A 16,208-nucleotide genomic window follows, 5' to 3' on the forward strand; every position below is an offset into this window, starting at 1 on the left:
GAGCCATGCCTCGGACTCAGCCCGTCAATCCCCGCTACCGTCGCATCTATCAGGCGCTGAGCGGGCCGGACCTGGCCGTCTCCGAGCGCGAGGGGATGACCCTGGAAGACCTGGGGCTGGGCAGCGCCGAAGACTCCCGCGCGGACCTCGTCTTCGGCACCTACAGCCCCCAGGGCCTGGAGCGGGCCCTGCGCGCCTATGGGCTCTTCCAGCGCGTCGAGGAGCGGGTCGGACCGCTGGAGCTTCGCGTCGTGTGCACGGACCCGTACCGGCCCCGCATCATCCTCTGGAGCCGGCGGTTCTACGTCCCCGTGGCGGACCTGGACCTGCGGCGGACCACTGGCGCCGAGGTGGGGCTCGGTGACGCGCTCGCCGCCACGCCGTTGCTGTACCTGGACTCGCTGTTGCTCCAGAACCCGGGGCGCGCCTTTGACTGGAACCGGCCACCCCTGCCTGGGCAGAGCCACCCCGGGCTCAAGCTCGCCGGCCACATCCTGGACGTGCTCCTGCTGATGGCCCGCCGCATCGGCACCGAGGCCCTGGCCCTCACGCCCTCCACCTTCTCCGCCGCCTGCGTCTATGACCGCCGCTTCCTCTTCGTGGAGGGCGCCGCGCAGGGCCGCTTCCTCGCGCTCCGTCAGGCGGGGCGGCACCTGCCGCGCTGGCTCCATGCGTGGGCGGTGGAGCTGAACTGCATGCGGGACGAGCACGGCGCGGCCGTGGCCTTCAAGCCTTCGCCCATGGTGTCTCCGCTGAGCTCGCGGCTGGGGCAGCACTTCGATGCGAACGCGTGGGATGACGCGCTCCAACTGGAGGCCCGGCGGCAGCTCACGCTCGACGAGGAGACGCTCCAGCGGAGCTTTCCCTGGGAGCGGATGCCCCCGGGGCCGCCGCCCGAGCGGGTGGCGGAGCTGCTCGGGTATGATCCGCTCGCGCCTGTCGTGGCGCACTGAACGGACGGCCGCTCGTGCTACAGGGCTGATCCATGGTGACTCGCTGAAAGGCGCCGTGGGGACCGCCGTCATCCCCGGCGCCTGGGGCGTGGGGTTTCGGACAGCCGCACATCCTGGCGACAAGCAGGCTGTTTCCCCTGGAGCGGGTGCCTATAGTGGTCAGGAGACTCACCGTCGCAAGGTCCCTCGCGGTCGCAGCCGAACCTTCAGGTCGCGCAACCCACGATGCGTAAGAACTTCATTCTCGACACCAACGTCCTTCTTCACGATCCCCGCAGCATCTACGGCTTCAAAGACAACAACGTCATCATCCCCATCTACGTCATCGAGGAGATCGACCAGTTCAAGCGCGATCTCTCCGAGCTGGGCCGCAACGCGCGCCTGGTGGCGCGCTACCTGGATTCGTTCCGCGCCGAGGGCTCCCTGAAGGAAGGGGTGCCCCTGCCGCACGGTGGCCTGCTGCGGGTGAGCTTCACCGAGCGCGCGCTGCCGCCGTCCATGGCGGACAGCAACCTGATGGACAACCGCATCCTCGGGGTGGCGCTCGACCTGATGGGGGCGGAGCCGGACACGCAGGCCGTCTTCATCACCAAGGACACCAACCTGCGCATCCGCGCGGACGCCCTGGGCCTCATCGCCCAGGACTACGACACCGAGCGGGTGGAGATCACGGAGCTGTACACCGGCTTCGCCGAGCGGCTGGTCCCCAAGGACCTGGTGGACCAGATGTACCGCCAGGGCGCCGAGGTGGAGCTGCCGGACGCCGAGTCCCTGTTCGCCAACCAGGTGGTGCTCCTCAAGGACGAGACGAACCCGTCCCATACCGCCATGGGCCGCTTCAACGGGTCCAAGGGCCGGCTGGTGCCGCTGGTGCGGCACATCAAGGACGGCACGTGGGGCGTCCGCCCGCGCAACATGGAGCAGGCCTTCTGCCTGGACCTGCTGCTCAACGACGACATCAAGCTGGTCACCATCGTCGGCAAGGCGGGCACGGGCAAGACGCTGCTCGCCATCGCCGCGGGGCTGCAGAAGGTGACGGAGGAGGGGCTCTACCAGAAGCTGCTGGTCAGCCGTCCCATCTTCCCGTTGGGCCGGGACATCGGGTATCTGCCCGGCAGCGTCGAGGAGAAGCTGAACCCCTGGATGCAGCCCATCTTCGACAACGTGGAGTTCCTGATGAACCTCAGCCGCGCGGACAAGAAGGCCGGGCGCGGCTACCACGAGCTGCTGGACCTGGGGCTGATGGAGATAGAGCCGCTCACGTACATCCGTGGCCGCAGCCTGCCCAACCAGTTCATCATCGTGGACGAGGCCCAGAACCTCACGCCGCACGAGGTGAAGACCATCATCACCCGCGTGGGCGACAACACGAAGATCATCCTCACGGGAGACCCGTTCCAGATTGACAACCCGTACGTGGACGCTACGAACAACGGCCTGGTCCACGTGGTCAACCGCTTCAAGAGCGAGAAGATCGCCGCGCACATCACCATGTCCAAGGGTGAGCGCAGCGCCCTGGCCGAGCTCGCCGCCAACCTGCTGTAGCCGCTGGTACGAGACATGACGAAGGAAGACGCAGGAAGCCCCTCCGCCGGCGAAGGGGAGAAGAAGCCCCTCATTGAGTACCCCTCCGACTACACCTTCAAGGTGATGGGCGCGCAGGGGGCCGGCTTCATGGAGCATGTCCGTGAGCTGTTCAAGCGGCTCATGGGCACGGAGCTCTCGCCGGACGCCATCCACGAGCAACCCAGCAGCAAGGGCAAGTACGTCTCCTTGAGCGTGTCCGTGTACCTGCTGTCCGAAGAGCAGCGGCGCGCCATCTACGACGGGCTCCACAAGGACGAGCGGGTCATCTACTACTTGTAGGGGCCGTGGCTGGAAGTCTCTGGACGAGGCGGGTATATGGGAAGCCATGAGCCCGCCTGAGCCCTTCCCGCTGTATCACCCCGCGGATGTCCGGCGCGCCTTCAGCTCGGATGATGCAACGCGGCGCTTCGCGAAGGTGGCCCAGCTGGAGCCCGGCTCGCGCGTGCTGGTGCTCGGCTGTGGCCCCGACGGAAGCGCCGCGCTGCTGCTCGCCCGGGAGCTGGGCTGCACCGTCGTCGCGGCCGACACGGATGACACCGTCCTCAACCCGGTGCGAGAGCGCGTGCGGGCGCAGGGGCTGGCGGAGCAGATTGAAGTCCGCCGCGTGGCGCTGGACGCGCTGGGCCTGTCCGACGGCGAGTTCAACGGCATCCTCATCCAGGGCCGCGTGCTCTACCCGTTGAAGGCCACGCTGGCGAACATGCGCGGCCTGCTGGCGAAGCGCGGGCGGCTGGGCTTCACGTTCCCCGCGCGGGTGGGGCGCTTTGCTCCCAAGGCCACGCTCGACTTCTGGGAGCGCCGCGTCTCCGGGGCGCTGCTGCTGCCGCGCGAGCTGCTGCAGGTGGCGGAGGGCGCCGGCTACGAGCCCGAGTCCGCCGAGTCGCTCCATGACGCGGAGCTGGACGCGCACTACCGGGACATCGAGGCGTTCCTTTCGTCCATCCCCGGCGCGCAGCCCGCCGCGCTCCGCGAGGAGCTGGCGCTGCACCGCGAGAGCAACGGCAAGGCCAGCGTCAGCTACGCCTTCGTGGTGGTCCGGCGCAAGGAGCAGGGCGAAAAGCCCCCGGCGTCCCGAGATCGCGGGTAGCGAGGGGCGGCACCCGGCGGGCGCTCAGTTCAGCGCGCCGGTGAAGTCCACCAGCTCGACGGACTCCGGAGCCACGGACATGGTGACCTGCTCGCGGTAGCCGGCCGCGTCGCCGCCCACCTGGAAGGGCATGGGGTTGGCGAAGCGGATGGTGACGTCGCGCGCGTGGAAGTCCATCAGGCCTTCGGGGAACCAGCGGCCGTTCCACAGCTTGGGCAGGTGGGCGAGCACCTGCGTGGGCGTCACCTGGCCCAGCCGCAGCTGCATGTAGCCCGGGCGCTGGCCCGCGAAGGGGAACATGCGGAAGCCGTAGCCATAGAAGGGCATGGTGCCCGCCGCGGCCAACATCAGCCGGCCGCGGAACAGCGTGGCGCCCGGGGCCAGCGGCTCACCCAGGGGGCCGCCATCCGGGCTCAGCCGGTAGGCCTCGGAGGCGCCGTTGATGACCTCACACTCCACCCAGTGGGAGTGGGTGAGGTAGTGAGGCACCGTCTTGCAGGCCACCGCGGAGAAGTACCCGCCGCTGCCGCTGAGGACGCTCTTGAAGAAGCCCTTGCCCAGGTTCTCCTTCACCCAGATGTAGTCGTTGAGCACCTTGCCATCCACGCCCAGGCCGGCGAACGGCGCGCGCTGCCCGTCCACCATCAGCAGGTCCATGGGGCGGTAGCCCGGGACTTCGCCCGTGCGGGCGCGCAGCACGTCATTGAGGATGCCGTCGCCCCGGGTGCCGGAGGCGTTGACGTAGGCGGCCAGGCCATTGCCGGTGCCCAGCTTGAGGACGCCGAAGCGCGGCGCCGTCTTCCCCGCGAAGCGGCCGCGCGGGCCGACCTGGTGGAGGACTTCATTCACGAAGCCCATGAAGGTGCCGTCACCGCCACCGGTGAAGACCATGGGGTAGCCACGCTCCAGCACCGTCTGGATGATGCGGCGGGCGTCCAGCGGCGAGCGGGAGAGGAACAGGTCCTGCTCCGGCACCACGTGGGACAGGGACTTCACCACCCGAGCGTCGACCTTCCGGGCGTTGGCGTTCAGCAGGACCGCGACCTTGGGCTCAGCGGTGACGTCCGAGGTGGGCGCACGGCGGAGATCGGGAGAGCGGAGGGGCTGGACCAGCATGAGGGCGGCTCCGAAGGTTGGCGCCCGTGGGGGACCGGGCGGCGACACCCATGCCCTGTGCACAATCCTCGCCAAGCCCTGACGCACGGCGTTAGCAGGCGGGCGAGCTTGAGATTCCAAGGGGTTGAATCGTTCCCTGCTGTCCAGAAGCCTGCCCGGTTGCTACCGCGGGGTGACGGAGGTGTAGAGCGCGTTACGCACCCGTGGCGTGCGAGTGGCGAGACTGTGACGCGGTGCGTGTGGCCCTGCGCACTGCGCTACGCAGCGGGGAGTGCCACCTTCAGGTGTGCGGCCCGGTGGCCCCCGCGTTTGACAGTGAGGGGTGGGTGGTTACGTTGGGCGTACATCAGAAGTTTCCAAAGAAAACGCAGTCTTTTCCGGAGGATACGAACCGTGGGCAAGATTATCGGGATCGACCTGGGCACCACGAACAGTGTGGTCGCGATCATGGAGGGTCGCGAGCCCAAGGTGATCGTCAACGAGGAAGGCAGCCGCATCACGCCCTCGGTGGTCGCGTTCACGAAGGACGGCGAGCGTCTGGTCGGTCAGGTGGCGAAGCGCCAGGCCATCACCAACCCGGAGCGCACCATCTACTCCAGCAAGCGCTTCATGGGCCGGCGGCACGACGAGGTGACCGAGGAGGCCACGCTGGTCCCCTACAAGGTCGCCCGGGGCCCCAACGGCGACGCGCGCGTGGACATCGACGGCAAGCAGTACAGCGCGCCGGAGATCAGCGCGCAGGTGCTGCTGAAGCTGAAGCGCGCGGCGGAGAACTACCTGGGTGAGAAGGTGACGGAGGCGGTCATCACCGTCCCCGCGTACTTCAACGACGCCCAGCGCCAGGCCACCAAGGACGCGGGTGAAATCGCGGGCCTCACCGTGCGCCGCATCGTGAACGAGCCGACCGCCGCGGCGCTCGCGTACGGCCTGGACAAGAAGAAGGACGAGAAGATCGCCGTCTATGACTTCGGCGGTGGCACGTTCGACGTGTCCATCCTCGAGGTAGGTGAGAACGTGGTCGACGTGCTCGCGACCAACGGCGACACGCACCTGGGCGGTGACAACATCGACCTGCGGATCATGGACTGGCTGATCTCCGAGTTCAAGAAGGACACGGGGCTGGACGTCAGCAAGGACAAGATGGTCCTCCAGCGCCTGAAGGAGGCGGCGGAGAAGGCGAAGATCGAGCTGTCCGCCGCGATGGAGACGGACGTCAACCTGCCGTTCCTCACCGCGGACGCGACGGGCCCCAAGCACCTCAACGTCAAGCTCACGCGCGCCAAGTTCGAGGCGATGATTGACGACCTCATCGAGCGCTCGCTGGAGCCCTGCCGCAAGTGTCTCAAGGACGCGGGCGTGGAGCCGAAGGACCTCAACGAGATCGTCCTCGTCGGCGGCACCACGCGCATCCCGAAGGTGCAGGAGGCCGTGAAGCGCCTGTTCGGCAAGGAGCCGAACCGCTCGGTGAACCCGGACGAAGTCGTCGCGGTGGGCGCCGCGGTGCAGGCCGGCGTGCTCTCCGGCGAGGTGAAGGACATCCTCCTGCTGGACGTGACGCCGCTGAGCCTGGGCGTGGAGACGCTGGGCGGGGTGATGACGAAGCTCATCGAGCGCAACACCACCATCCCCACGCGCAAGTCGGAGACCTTCTCCACGGCCGCGGACGGCCAGACGCAGGTGGAGATCCACGTGCTCCAGGGCGAGCGTGAGATGGCGGGCGACAACCGCAGCCTCGGCCGCTTCCACCTGACGGGCATGCCGCCGGCGCCGCGTGGCGTGCCGCAGATTGAAGTGACGTTCGACATCGACGCGAACGGCATCCTCAACGTCAGCGCCAAGGACAAGGCCACGGGCAAGGAGCAGAAGGTCACCATCACCCACTCGTCCGGCCTCGCGAAGGACGAGGTGGAGAAGATGGTCGCCGACGCCCGCTCCAACGAGGCCGCCGACAAGTCCCGCCGCGAACTGGTGGAGATGAAGAACCAGGCGGAGAGCCAGTCCTACGCGGCCGAGAAGCTGCTGAAGGAGAACAAGGACAAGCTGTCCGCGGACACGGCGAAGGCGCTCGAGGACGCGGTGGCGGAGCTCAACAAGGTCCGCGACGGCCAGGACAAGGACGCCATCAAGACGGCGCTCGATGCGCTCCAGGCCGCCAGCTACAAGTCCGCCGAGGAGATGTACCGCGCCACGGGCGGCGCTCCGGGCGCCGAGGGCGCTCCGGGGGCCGATCCTTCCGCGGCGCCGGGCTCGCAGGCCAGCGCGAAGAAGGACGACGTGGTGGACGCCGAGTTCCGCCAGTCGTAGTCGCGGCGCGGTGAGCCGCCTGAAGTGACGCAGAGGGCCGGTGCTCCCACGCGAGTGGGGGGCCGGCCCTTCTGTCTTGCGGGGCGGAGGGGTGCTTCCGAAAGGGAGGACGGGCGTACGGGAAGCGGGACGTCGGGCCGCGCCAAGGGGTTGATGGGACTGGGGCGAGGACTGGCGGTGGGGGTGCAGGGACTGGCGTTCCATGTCCCGCATCCAGCCGTCACCGTCCTTCCTCCCGCCCGGTACCGCGCCCTCCGAGGGCGTCGCCGCGCCGGCGGCCGTCCCTCCCCCCACGCGCACGGCGCAGTGCCGGCCGGCCTCCGCCGCGGCGTCCTCGACGGTGGAGCCCTACCGGGGGCCCTCCATGGGGCATCCGCCGGCGCTGCAAGTGCCCGGGCCTCGCTCGGGGCCCCGCACGGGCGCCGACAACCAGTTCGACTTCGGCGTGGGCGGCGCGTTTCCGCCCAAGCCCACGGGCAACCTGATGGAGCAGGTGCGGCAGGGGGCGCTCACCGCCGCTCAGTCCGAAGCCGCCGCCGCCAGCCGGTTGATGGGGGACAGCGCCGCCGTGGATGGGTACGCGCGCCTTCACCTGGACCACCTGAAGCCCAGTCCGCCCATCACCGGCGCGCCCACGTCCTTGACGGACTACACCAGCAGCATTCCGGACGTGGCCCCCGCCCAGGCCTACGCCTACTTCGTCCGTCATCCGGCGGCGGTGTTCGAGGCCGCCGGCATCCGCGTCCGCCCCGCGACGGCGGCGCTGGTGGATGGGGCGAAGCTGTTCCTGGAGGAGAAGGGGTTTCCGCCCGTGTGGGCGCCCATCACCGTGCGCCTGGAGCCGGCCGCGAACACGCTGCACATCACCACGCTGGACGGGCACCCGCTGCGCGGCACGAATCGCTTCGTCTTCGACGAGGACGGCGCGGGCGGGACGCAGGTGCGGCAGTACTCGGCCTTCCAGGGGAGCTCGCCCGCGACGTCGGTGGGCATGACGCTGATGGACCCCATCGAGCGGCAGCACGACATCTGGCGCGCGGTGCATGCGCACCTGCATGACACGCTGAGGCCTCGCTGATGGCGCCCGTGCCGCGGACGACGCCTCCCGGGCATGACGTGATTCTCTATGACGGGCACTGCCGCCTGTGCGGTGGGGCGGCCCGGCGGCTCCATCGGCTGCTGGGCGGGACGGGGACGCGCCTGCGCTCGTTTCGGGAGGAAGGGGTGCTGGCGTCCTTCCCGGGTGTCAGTGCGGACCGCTGTGAGCGGGCCCTGCAGTTGGTCCTGTCGGATGGGGCCGTGGTGGAGGGGTTGGAGGCCATGGTCCTGGCGCTGGGTCGGCGGCCGTTGGGGCGGCTGCTCCGCGTGTACTACGCGCCAGGCCTGCGGCAGCTGCTGGACGCGCTCTACCGCGTCGTGGCCCGCTATCGGTTTCGCATCGCGGGACGTCAGTGTCCGGACGGGGCGTGCGCGGTCCGCTTCAAATAGGGCGCGCGCGGCGGGTAGCATGGCGTCTCCCCGCCACCTCGGGTTCGTCCGTGCAATCACCAACGTCCCCTTACGTCCAGGCCGCGCGCGCCTTCCGGCACTTCTTCACCGAGCTCCGGGATGCCTACCTGGAGCGAGAGACGCTCTTCACGCAGTTGGAGCTGGCGCTCCTGGGGCGCGAGCACGTGCTGGTGGTGGGGCCCCCTGGGACGGCCAAGAGCGCCATCGCCAGCGCCGTGCTGGGGCGCATCATCGACGAGCGCACGGGCTCGCCGTCGCTCTTCTCCAAGCAGTTGGCCGAGTCCACCGTGCAGACGGACCTCATCGGCCCGGTGGACTTCAAGGTGCTCACGGAGACGGGACGCACCGAGTACCTCACCGACGAGGGCATGCTGGGCTCCGAGCACGCCTTCCTGGACGAGATTTTCGACGGCCGGGACATGCTGCTGCGCTCCATCCTCAACGTGCTGCACGAGCGGGAGCTGAAGCATGGCCGCCGGGTGACGACGGGGCGCATCGAGTGCGTCGTCATGACGAGCAACCGGTATCTCTCCGAGGTGCTGGCGCGCTCGCCGGAGCTGCTCCTGGCCTTCGCGGACCGGCTGAGCTTCATCTGCTTCGTGCCCAAGTCCTTCGCGCGCCGGGAGAGCCGGGCGGCCATGCTGCAACGCTTCTCCCATGGCGCTCGGCCGGACCTGCGCGCGCAGCTGTCGCTCCAGCAGGTGGACCTGCTGCAGGACGCCGTGACGAAGGTGGGGGTGCCCAGCCACGTCATGGAGGGGGTGGAGCTGCTGGCGGATGCGCTGGAGCGCGCGCTGGCGGCCCAGGTGGCGAAGCTGCCGGACTACGTGCCGACGAAGTACTTCTCCCAACGCTCGGTGGTGAAGGCGCTGTGGGCGCTCAAGGCCGCGGTGGTGCGGGATCAAATCTACCGGCGCCCCGAGCGGGCCTTGGAGGCCACCGTCGAGGACCTGGACTCGCTGCGCTGGTTCTTCCTCCTGGGCGGTCCGCCCGCGGGGGAGACGGAGGCGCTGCTCAAGTCCGTGGTGGACCCCCGGGAGCGGGCGCAGCTCGAAATCGTCCGCCTGGAGCAGCGCGCGTTCGACGAAGCGTTGGCCAGGGTACGGCAGGAGCTGGGGGGCGGCGTGGAGCGCGAGGCGCAAGCGCTCGGGTCCTCCGAAGAGGTGAGCTCCGTCGAGTCCGTGAGCCGCAACTGGCAGCCCGGCGTCGTCTCCACCACGGCGCGGGCCTTGTTGGCCAAGCTGGTGCCCGGGCCTCGCCATGCGCAGAACCGGATGCCGTTGCTGTCCGCGGCGCGGGCCCTGGTGGCGGCGCAGGAGCAGCGGCTGGCGCGCGGCATGGCGGGGCACGGGGAAGGGCGGGGCGGCATCGCGCTGCTGGCGTCGTTCGGCGACGTGCTGACGCTCTGTCGCGGCGTCCCCGAGCTGCGGCCCGTCCATGGGGCGTTGTGCGAGGCCACGGCCCGCTTCCTGGACGGCGCCCAGGAGATGATCGCCCTGTCTGCGGAGAGCGTGGACTTCGAGGATGGGCTCAAGCTGGAGGGCCTGGTCGGGCTGGCGGACAACCTGGAGGAGGAGCTTTCCCAGACAGGGGAGCTGGCGGGACAGCTGGCGGACGGCGCCCCCGCCGCGCTGGAGCGCCTGCGCGCGGCCGAGGCGGAGGTCCGCGGCCGCGTCGTGTCCGCGCTGCGCCGGCGCGCGGTGTTCTCGTTCCAGGGAAACCTGGCCCGGGGACGTCGGGAGCCGCTCGAAGCGCTGGCGGGAGATTCGCGCCGCCTGACGCAGCTGGAGAACGCCCTGGCGGTCCTGGACCCGACGCAACAGGGCCTCAAGCAGGAGCTGCTGCTCCCGCTGGGCATCGCCTACGCCCGGGAGGTGCTGTCCTCCACGCCCTTCGAACGCATCGAGCAATACGGGCGCGCGGTGCAGTCGGTGGCGGAGAACCTCCGGCGCGAGGGGGTGTCCCTGGACGCGGTGTTCTCCGAGTGTCGCGAGGTCATCGAGTCCCGGCTGCGCGAGCATGCCCAGCTCCTCACGCGCGAGGTGCCCAGCCCACCGCCCACGTCCACGTCGGTGCTCAACGGGGATGCGTACGTCTTCTACCGGGGCGACTTCGCGGCGAAGGCGCCTGATGGAGAGCTGTCCGCGCTGTTGGGGCTGGATGGACAGCTAGCCGCGAACCACGGCGGCGCCGCGCCCGGCTTCCTGTCGGAGGCCGTGCGTTCGGCGGTGGCCCAGGCGGAGTTCGGGTTCGTCCAGACGCGCGTCAAATACCTGCGGAGCTGGCTGACCCAGCTGCTCACGTCGCTTCCACCGCCCGAATCCATGACCGAGCGCGCGGATGCCGAGCGCACCGTGGACCGGCTGGTGCGCAGCCGCTTCCCGATGCTCGCGTTGAAGGAAGGCGAGCTGGTTCGGCTTCAGGGTGTCCTCGCGCTCCTGGGCACCATGCCCGGTGACCTGGGCGAGGGGGCTCGAAAGCTGGAGGGACAGCTGCGCGGCATCGACGAGGACTTCGGGCGCTTCAGCCGGCAGGTGCTGGCGCGGCGGTCCTCGCCATGAGCCGGTGCTTCGGCGGGCGACACGTTGAAGCGGAGAGGGGACGCTGAGCGTGTTGGCCCGGCGCCTCGCGGACCTCCGGCGGCGGCTGGACGCGCTCCACCAGCCCGCGCCCGCTCGCGGCGGCTGGCGGGCGTGGACGCTGCTGGGGCGCCGTGCGCGCGGAGCAGAGGACATCGCGCTGCCAGTGCTGGCCGCGCTGGACCGGGACCTGGACCGGGTCGGCGTGCACACGTCGGCGGACGCGCGGCTCCTCAAGGCGCTGGGCCTGCGCAAGGGCAGGGCGGGGGCATTGGCGCAGGGGCTGCTCGACAGGGCCCATCAAGCGCTCGCGGAGGTGGAGCAGGGCCTGACGCTGGTGGAGCGGGCCTGGCGCACGGGCGAGCCACTTCCCGGCGCGGTCGCGGTGCTGGAGAAGGGCTTCATCCAACTGGCGCGCGTGGTGAAGGTGGCGGAGCTCTTTGCCCGTCCTCCCTCGTCGGAGCCGGAGGATGACGACGCGGCGCTGGAAATCTACGGGCGCGCCGATGGGCGCACCCCGCGTCAGGTGCCTTCCAGTGCTCGCCTGGCCGTGGCGGAGTTCTTCGCGGAGCGGGCCCGGGCCAACGCCACCGACGTCATGCAGAAGCGCAGGGACCTGGACCTGGCGCACGAGCTGCTCATCCGCCTGGGCGCGGACCACGACCGCGAGCGGGGCATGGTGCTGCGGCGTCACGTGGCCGAGGCCCGCGAGCGGGTGCGGGCCGTTCCGGCCGTGCGCTCCATGGATGAGCTGCTGCGGCACGTGCGCCACACGGCCCGGCGCGAGCCCCAGGTGGCCTACCGCTCGCTGAAGGGGCTCTACGAGCGGGCGTTGGAGGCGGGGGACGTGGCGCTGGCGGACGCGGCGCGTGCGGCGCTGACGCCGCTGTTGCCGGCACCTCCTCTGCTGTCGTCACTGATGGAGCGCGCGGAGCTCGATGGCCTGTCGCACTGGTTCGGCGAGGCGCCCCCTGCGCCTGACGAAGTCCCTGGCCCGCCCAGGGCCGATGAGCTGCTGACGGACCTGGCCTTCTCCCTGAAGCCCGAGCAGCTCTCCACGTTCGAGCTGGCGGCGGGCTGTGCCCGCTACTTCGACGTCGAGGATTCGCTGTCGGAGGAAATCGTCCTGGCGGATACGCGCACCGCGCGGGCGGTGCCCCGGCGCGTCCCGTACCCGACGCAGACGATGACGTATGAGACGACGGGCAGCCTCCATGAGGTGCACAACTTCGTCCTGACGGACCCGCGGATGCTGCTGCGCGACCTGGCCGCCAGTCACCAGCTGGTGCGCGCGTACCTGGACGACGAGCCGCCTCCGCGCCCTCGGAAGGTGAAGCGCACCGCGGTGCGGGTCTACGTCTGCGACGCGTCGGGCTCCATGCACGGCGCGCGAGCCCGTTTCCGGGATGCCATTGTCATCGCGGAGCTCAACAACCTGCGCGTCAAGGCCCGCCGGGGCGAGCACTTCGACCCGCTGTACTTCAGCTTCTTCAACGACGTGCCCACCGAGCTGGCGCGCGTGGACACCGCGCTGGAGGCCACCCGGCAGTTGGAGAAGCTCTTCCGCGATTCACCCGCGGAGGGGCAGACGGACATCACGCTCGCGCTGATGTCCGCGTTCGACTCCATCCGCGCCGCGCAGGGGAGGGACCCGTACCTCGCGCGGGCCACCGTGGTGCTCATCACCGACGGCGAGGACCGCGTGGACCTGGAGCTCATCCGCCGCACGCGCGCGCCCATGGACGCGCTGGACATCGCGTTGAGCTTCGTGTCCCTGGGCGAGGAGAACCTGGACCTGCGCCTCCTCGTCCGGGAGCAGCGGGCCGCCGGAGGCCGCGCCTTCTACCACCACCTCTCCGACGAGGAGATTCTGTGGGCGCGCACGGAGTTCGACACGCCCTGGCGCACGTTGCTGCCGCGTGACGTGCCGGCGTCCGGCGATGCGCTGGAGCAACTCACGCCGCACCTGGAGGCGCTGGAGGCTGTCGCCGCCGGGCAGGCCGCTCCGTCGCCCGTGGCGGTGGATGCTTCATTCGATGCGCTCTTCCCGGAGACGCTCACGCCGCCCCCCGGGGCCGCGCCGCCTGGTACTGACCTCGCGCACCGCGTGACGGACATCCTGGGCGCACTGGTGGAGGCTGCCTCGCTGGCCCCCGCGGACCGGCGCGCGGCGGAGAGCCTGCTGCTGCTTCAACACCTGCTGGGTGTGTACGGATTGACCCCGGCGCGCTACCTGTCCGCGCTGTCCGCGGGTGGGCAGGCCACGCAGGAGGCGTTGCAGCGCGTGCGGCTGTTGTGCCGGCCCTTCGGGTAGGCTGCGCCCCACACCCATGTTCTTCGGCCTGCTGAGGAGACGAAAGAAGGAGCCGTCACGCCCAGCGGATCCGCTGGCTGCCTTCGACCAGCTCATCGGCAACCTGGAGCGCCAGGCCGCCGAGGTCCGCAAGTCCGCGGCCACGCTGCTGGCGCTCAAGGCGGACCTGGTGCGCGCGGAGGAGCGCTATGCGCGCCGGTTGCTGGAGCTCACCTCGCGGCGGGCCACCGCGAAGGAGCGCGGTGATGCTCAGGCGGTGCGCGTGCTGGAGAAGGACCAGGCGCAGGCGGAGGACCTCCTGGCCGGCACGCGTGATGCGCTGGAGCGGGCCGAGTCGGACGGGCGGCTGTTGCTGGAGGCGGCGAGCGAGCTGGGCGACCGCGTGGTGGAGCTGCGCCGCGAGCGGGAGAGCGCGTCCGCGCGGCTCACCGTGGGCGGGCTCGTCACGGACGCTCTGCGCGAGCGCGTGGCCCGCTTCGACCAGGCGCTGGTGGTGGACGCGGCTCGGGATGAAATCGAGCGCGCGCACGCGCTGGCGGACATCTACCGCGAGGAGAAGTCGCTGGAGGACTGAGCGCGGCTTCAGGTGCGGCGCGCCGTCTGGTGCAGCTCCAGGACGATGTTGCCGCCCTTGAAGAGCCGGACCGCGCCGGACGTCTGACTGACGACGAGGGCGATGCAGCCCGTGGTGGACGTCATGCCGGCGGCGGCCGCGTGCCGCGCGCCCAGGCCGAGCGGAATCTTCACGGCCTCATCCGCCGCGGACAGGTAGCGTCCCGCGGCCAGGACGACGCCGTCCTCGCGGATGATGAAGGCGCCGTCGAGCACGGAGAAGTTCTTGATGGCTTCGCGAATCTTCGGGTCAAGCACGTTCCGTTCCGCCTCGGAGAGGCCCTGGAACGGGTTGATGGTCATCTGCCGGCTCTTCTCCATCACGGTGTTGTGGGCGCCAATGGTGATGATGGTGCCAATGGGGTGGCCCTCGAAGCCTTCCTGGCCAATCTGCAGCGCCAACTGGATGAGGGCGTCCACCACCTGGGAGTTGAACTCGTCGCCCAGCTTCACGCCTTCGATGGCGACGCGGTCATCAAGCGAGCCGCCGATGCGCATCTGCATCAGCGTGTCCGGCGCCCGGCCCACCTTGCCCGTCATGCAAAGGACCAGGTCGCCTTCCTTGAACGCTCCCTGGGACAGCGCGGACACGAGCGCCACCTTGACGCGCTCAGTGCGGGAGTAGTCGTACGCGGGGATGACGAGCGCGCGGACCTTCTTGGCGAGGTGCTCCTCGGCCAGCTTGGGCATCGTGACGGCGTAGACGAGCTTCTTGCGAGCAGGCCGGCCGCGAAACTCTTCAGCGGGAATGGGCGTGTCGCAGATATAAAGGAAGTGATCGACTTCGTTCTTGCCGGCCAACGAGAGGGCCGAGCGCAGGAACTCTCGATCAAACTTCGTGTTCTCGCTCATACCGAGGTCAGCTTGACACCGAAGACGGCATGAATAAAGCTTTCGGGCCCTTTTTTTGGGGTGCAGGGCCCCAAAACCTCGCTGAACTGGAGCGAAGGCTGTGAACCAGAAAGATCTCAAGCGTTACAAGAAGATGCTCGAGGACAGCAAGGCGAGCCTGCTCGAGAGCGCCAAGAAGACCCTGGTGGAGGAGTCCAGTTTCGACACGGACGACCTCCCCGACGAGATCGACCTGGCGTCTTCCGAGTATGCGCAGTCCATGGTCTTCCGCCTTCGGGACCGGGAGAAGTTCCTGCTGCAGAAGATCGAAAAGGCGCTGGTCCGCATCGAGGACGGCACCTTCGGCATCTGCGAGCGGTGCGAAGAGGACATCTCGCCCAAGCGCCTGGAGGCGCGCCCGGTGACGACGCTTTGCATCCGCTGCAAGGAAGAGCAGGAGAAGAAGGAGAAGTCCTACGGCTGAGCGCCGAGGCAGTGAGGGCCGCGCGGGGGATGCCCCGTGCGGCCCTTGGCATTTCAGGCCGCGGGCGCCTGGATTTCCACGCGCAGCAGTTGACGGCCGATGAGGAAGTGGTCCCCGTTGTCCACGAAGGTGGGGCCCGACAGGCGGATGAAGGTGCCGTTGGACGAACCGACGTCCCGGACCTGGAGCCTGTCTTGCCGCACCTGCAGCACGGCATGCCGCCCGGACACGAAGCCGTCCGTGGGGAAGGTGAGGTCGCCTTGCTCGCGGCCCAGGAGGTTGTCGCCCTCGCGCAGGGGGAAGGCGCCGCCGCGCAGGCCGCCCTCCAGCAGTTGCACCAGCCGCAGCCGGTAGCCGGGATCCGGTGAGCCCCAGACCTGGGTTCCGCCCGGGCCGGTGGTCGCGGTGGGAATGGGCTCCAGCACCAGCCGCTGGCGTCCCAGTCGCAGCTCGCCGCCGGGGGGCAGCTCTCGCTCCTGGCGCAGGCGGACGAAGACGCCGTTGGCGCCGCCCACGTCCTCCACGGCCAGGCGGATGCCGGAGAAGAAGAACCGGACCTGGAGCGGCATGATGAAGGGGTCGTCCGTGAGCGAGATGTCCGCCTGCTGACCGCAGGTGAGGGTGTCGCGCTGCATGCGGACGACGGACTCGGGGCCGCCATCGGCGCGCACCACGCGGATGGAGACCTGCGGGCGCGAGGCGACGCTGGCGACGGCCATCACCATCGTTCCGGAGCGCAGCGGCGAGCCACACGCCCGGCAGACGGAGGCGTCCCGAGGATTTTCGGTGTCACAGCGGGGGCAGTATTCCATCGCGTCCATGGAGGGCTAGG

14 protein-coding genes are annotated in these 16,208 nt (G+C 69.7%); 11 read left to right on the forward strand and 3 right to left on the reverse strand.

The window, feature by feature from the left end; all coding sequences use genetic code 11:
• The first annotated feature begins 5 nt into the window (after positions 1–5).
• From KGD87_RS05115 to KGD87_RS05130, 4 genes are all read left to right on the forward strand, one after another.
• Complete coding sequence (locus tag KGD87_RS05115) at positions 6–953, forward strand: deacetylase (RefSeq protein WP_284666403.1); 948 nt, start codon at positions 6–8, stop codon at positions 951–953.
• Positions 954–1,178: 225 nt separating this feature from the next.
• Positions 1,179–2,498: a PhoH family protein gene (locus tag KGD87_RS05120; RefSeq protein ID WP_163785557.1), complete on the forward strand. Its 1,320-nt coding sequence runs from the start codon at positions 1,179–1,181 to the stop codon at positions 2,496–2,498.
• Between the two features lie 15 nt (positions 2,499–2,513).
• On the forward strand, positions 2,514–2,819 hold the full coding sequence (locus tag KGD87_RS05125; protein WP_284666404.1) for an HP0495 family protein: 306 nt from the start codon (positions 2,514–2,516) through the stop codon (positions 2,817–2,819).
• Positions 2,820–2,865: 46 nt separating this feature from the next.
• Positions 2,866–3,627, forward strand: coding sequence for an SAM-dependent methyltransferase (locus tag KGD87_RS05130; RefSeq protein ID WP_284666405.1), 762 nt, complete (start codon positions 2,866–2,868; stop codon positions 3,625–3,627).
• 24 nt (positions 3,628–3,651) lie between these two features.
• Here KGD87_RS05130 and KGD87_RS05135 read toward each other — a convergent pair whose 3' ends face one another.
• Positions 3,652–4,743 carry a diacylglycerol/lipid kinase family protein gene (locus tag KGD87_RS05135; protein WP_284666406.1) on the reverse strand — a complete coding sequence of 364 codons (1,092 nt, stop codon included), beginning with the start codon at positions 4,741–4,743 and terminating at the stop codon, positions 3,652–3,654.
• A 393-nt stretch (positions 4,744–5,136) separates the two neighbouring features.
• Between KGD87_RS05135 and dnaK the strand changes: the two genes are divergently transcribed.
• The 6 genes from dnaK to KGD87_RS05165 all read left to right on the forward strand — a co-directional run bounded on the left by dnaK (position 5,137) and on the right by KGD87_RS05165 (position 14,023).
• Positions 5,137–7,047: a molecular chaperone DnaK gene (gene dnaK / locus KGD87_RS05140; protein WP_284666407.1), complete on the forward strand. Its 1,911-nt coding sequence runs from the start codon at positions 5,137–5,139 to the stop codon at positions 7,045–7,047.
• 202 nt (positions 7,048–7,249) lie between these two features.
• The gene (locus KGD87_RS05145) at positions 7,250–8,125 is read left to right on the forward strand and encodes a hypothetical protein (protein WP_284666408.1); all 876 of its coding nucleotides are present in this window, start codon (positions 7,250–7,252) and stop codon (positions 8,123–8,125) included.
• A complete protein-coding gene (locus KGD87_RS05150) occupies positions 8,125–8,535 on the forward strand; it encodes a thiol-disulfide oxidoreductase DCC family protein (protein ID WP_284666409.1) in 411 nt (136 codons plus the stop codon). The genes KGD87_RS05145 and KGD87_RS05150 overlap by 1 nt, the downstream gene beginning before the upstream one ends.
• A 50-nt stretch (positions 8,536–8,585) precedes the next feature.
• Positions 8,586–11,117, forward strand: a complete 2,532-nt coding sequence (locus tag KGD87_RS05155; RefSeq protein ID WP_284666410.1) for an AAA family ATPase — start codon at positions 8,586–8,588, stop codon at positions 11,115–11,117.
• A gap of 49 nt (positions 11,118–11,166) precedes the next feature.
• Complete coding sequence (locus KGD87_RS05160) at positions 11,167–13,449, forward strand: vWA domain-containing protein (RefSeq protein WP_284666411.1); 2,283 nt, start codon at positions 11,167–11,169, stop codon at positions 13,447–13,449.
• A gap of 16 nt (positions 13,450–13,465) precedes the next feature.
• Positions 13,466–14,023: a PspA/IM30 family protein gene (locus tag KGD87_RS05165; RefSeq protein WP_284666412.1), complete on the forward strand. Its 558-nt coding sequence runs from the start codon at positions 13,466–13,468 to the stop codon at positions 14,021–14,023.
• An 8-nt stretch (positions 14,024–14,031) separates the two neighbouring features.
• On the opposite strand, the gene KGD87_RS05170 is transcribed toward KGD87_RS05165, so the two are convergent.
• The gene (locus KGD87_RS05170) at positions 14,032–14,913 is read right to left on the reverse strand and encodes a DNA integrity scanning protein DisA nucleotide-binding domain protein (RefSeq protein WP_163785740.1); all 882 of its coding nucleotides are present in this window, start codon (positions 14,911–14,913) and stop codon (positions 14,032–14,034) included.
• A 100-nt stretch (positions 14,914–15,013) separates the two neighbouring features.
• Here KGD87_RS05170 and KGD87_RS05175 point away from each other — a divergent pair, with 100 nt between their 5' ends.
• Positions 15,014–15,376: a TraR/DksA family transcriptional regulator gene (locus KGD87_RS05175; RefSeq protein WP_163785741.1), complete on the forward strand. Its 363-nt coding sequence runs from the start codon at positions 15,014–15,016 to the stop codon at positions 15,374–15,376.
• Positions 15,377–15,429: 53 nt separating this feature from the next.
• Here the strand turns inward: KGD87_RS05175 and KGD87_RS05180 are convergent, their stop codons facing one another.
• The gene (locus tag KGD87_RS05180; RefSeq protein ID WP_284666413.1) at positions 15,430–16,197 is read right to left on the reverse strand and encodes a double zinc ribbon and FHA domain-containing protein; all 768 of its coding nucleotides are present in this window, start codon (positions 16,195–16,197) and stop codon (positions 15,430–15,432) included.
• Positions 16,198–16,208: the final 11 nt, after the last annotated feature.

Origin of the sequence: Myxococcus sp. SDU36 (assembly GCF_030168875.1) — a bacterium.
In the GTDB taxonomy this organism is placed as follows: domain Bacteria; phylum Myxococcota; class Myxococcia; order Myxococcales; family Myxococcaceae; genus Myxococcus; species Myxococcus vastator.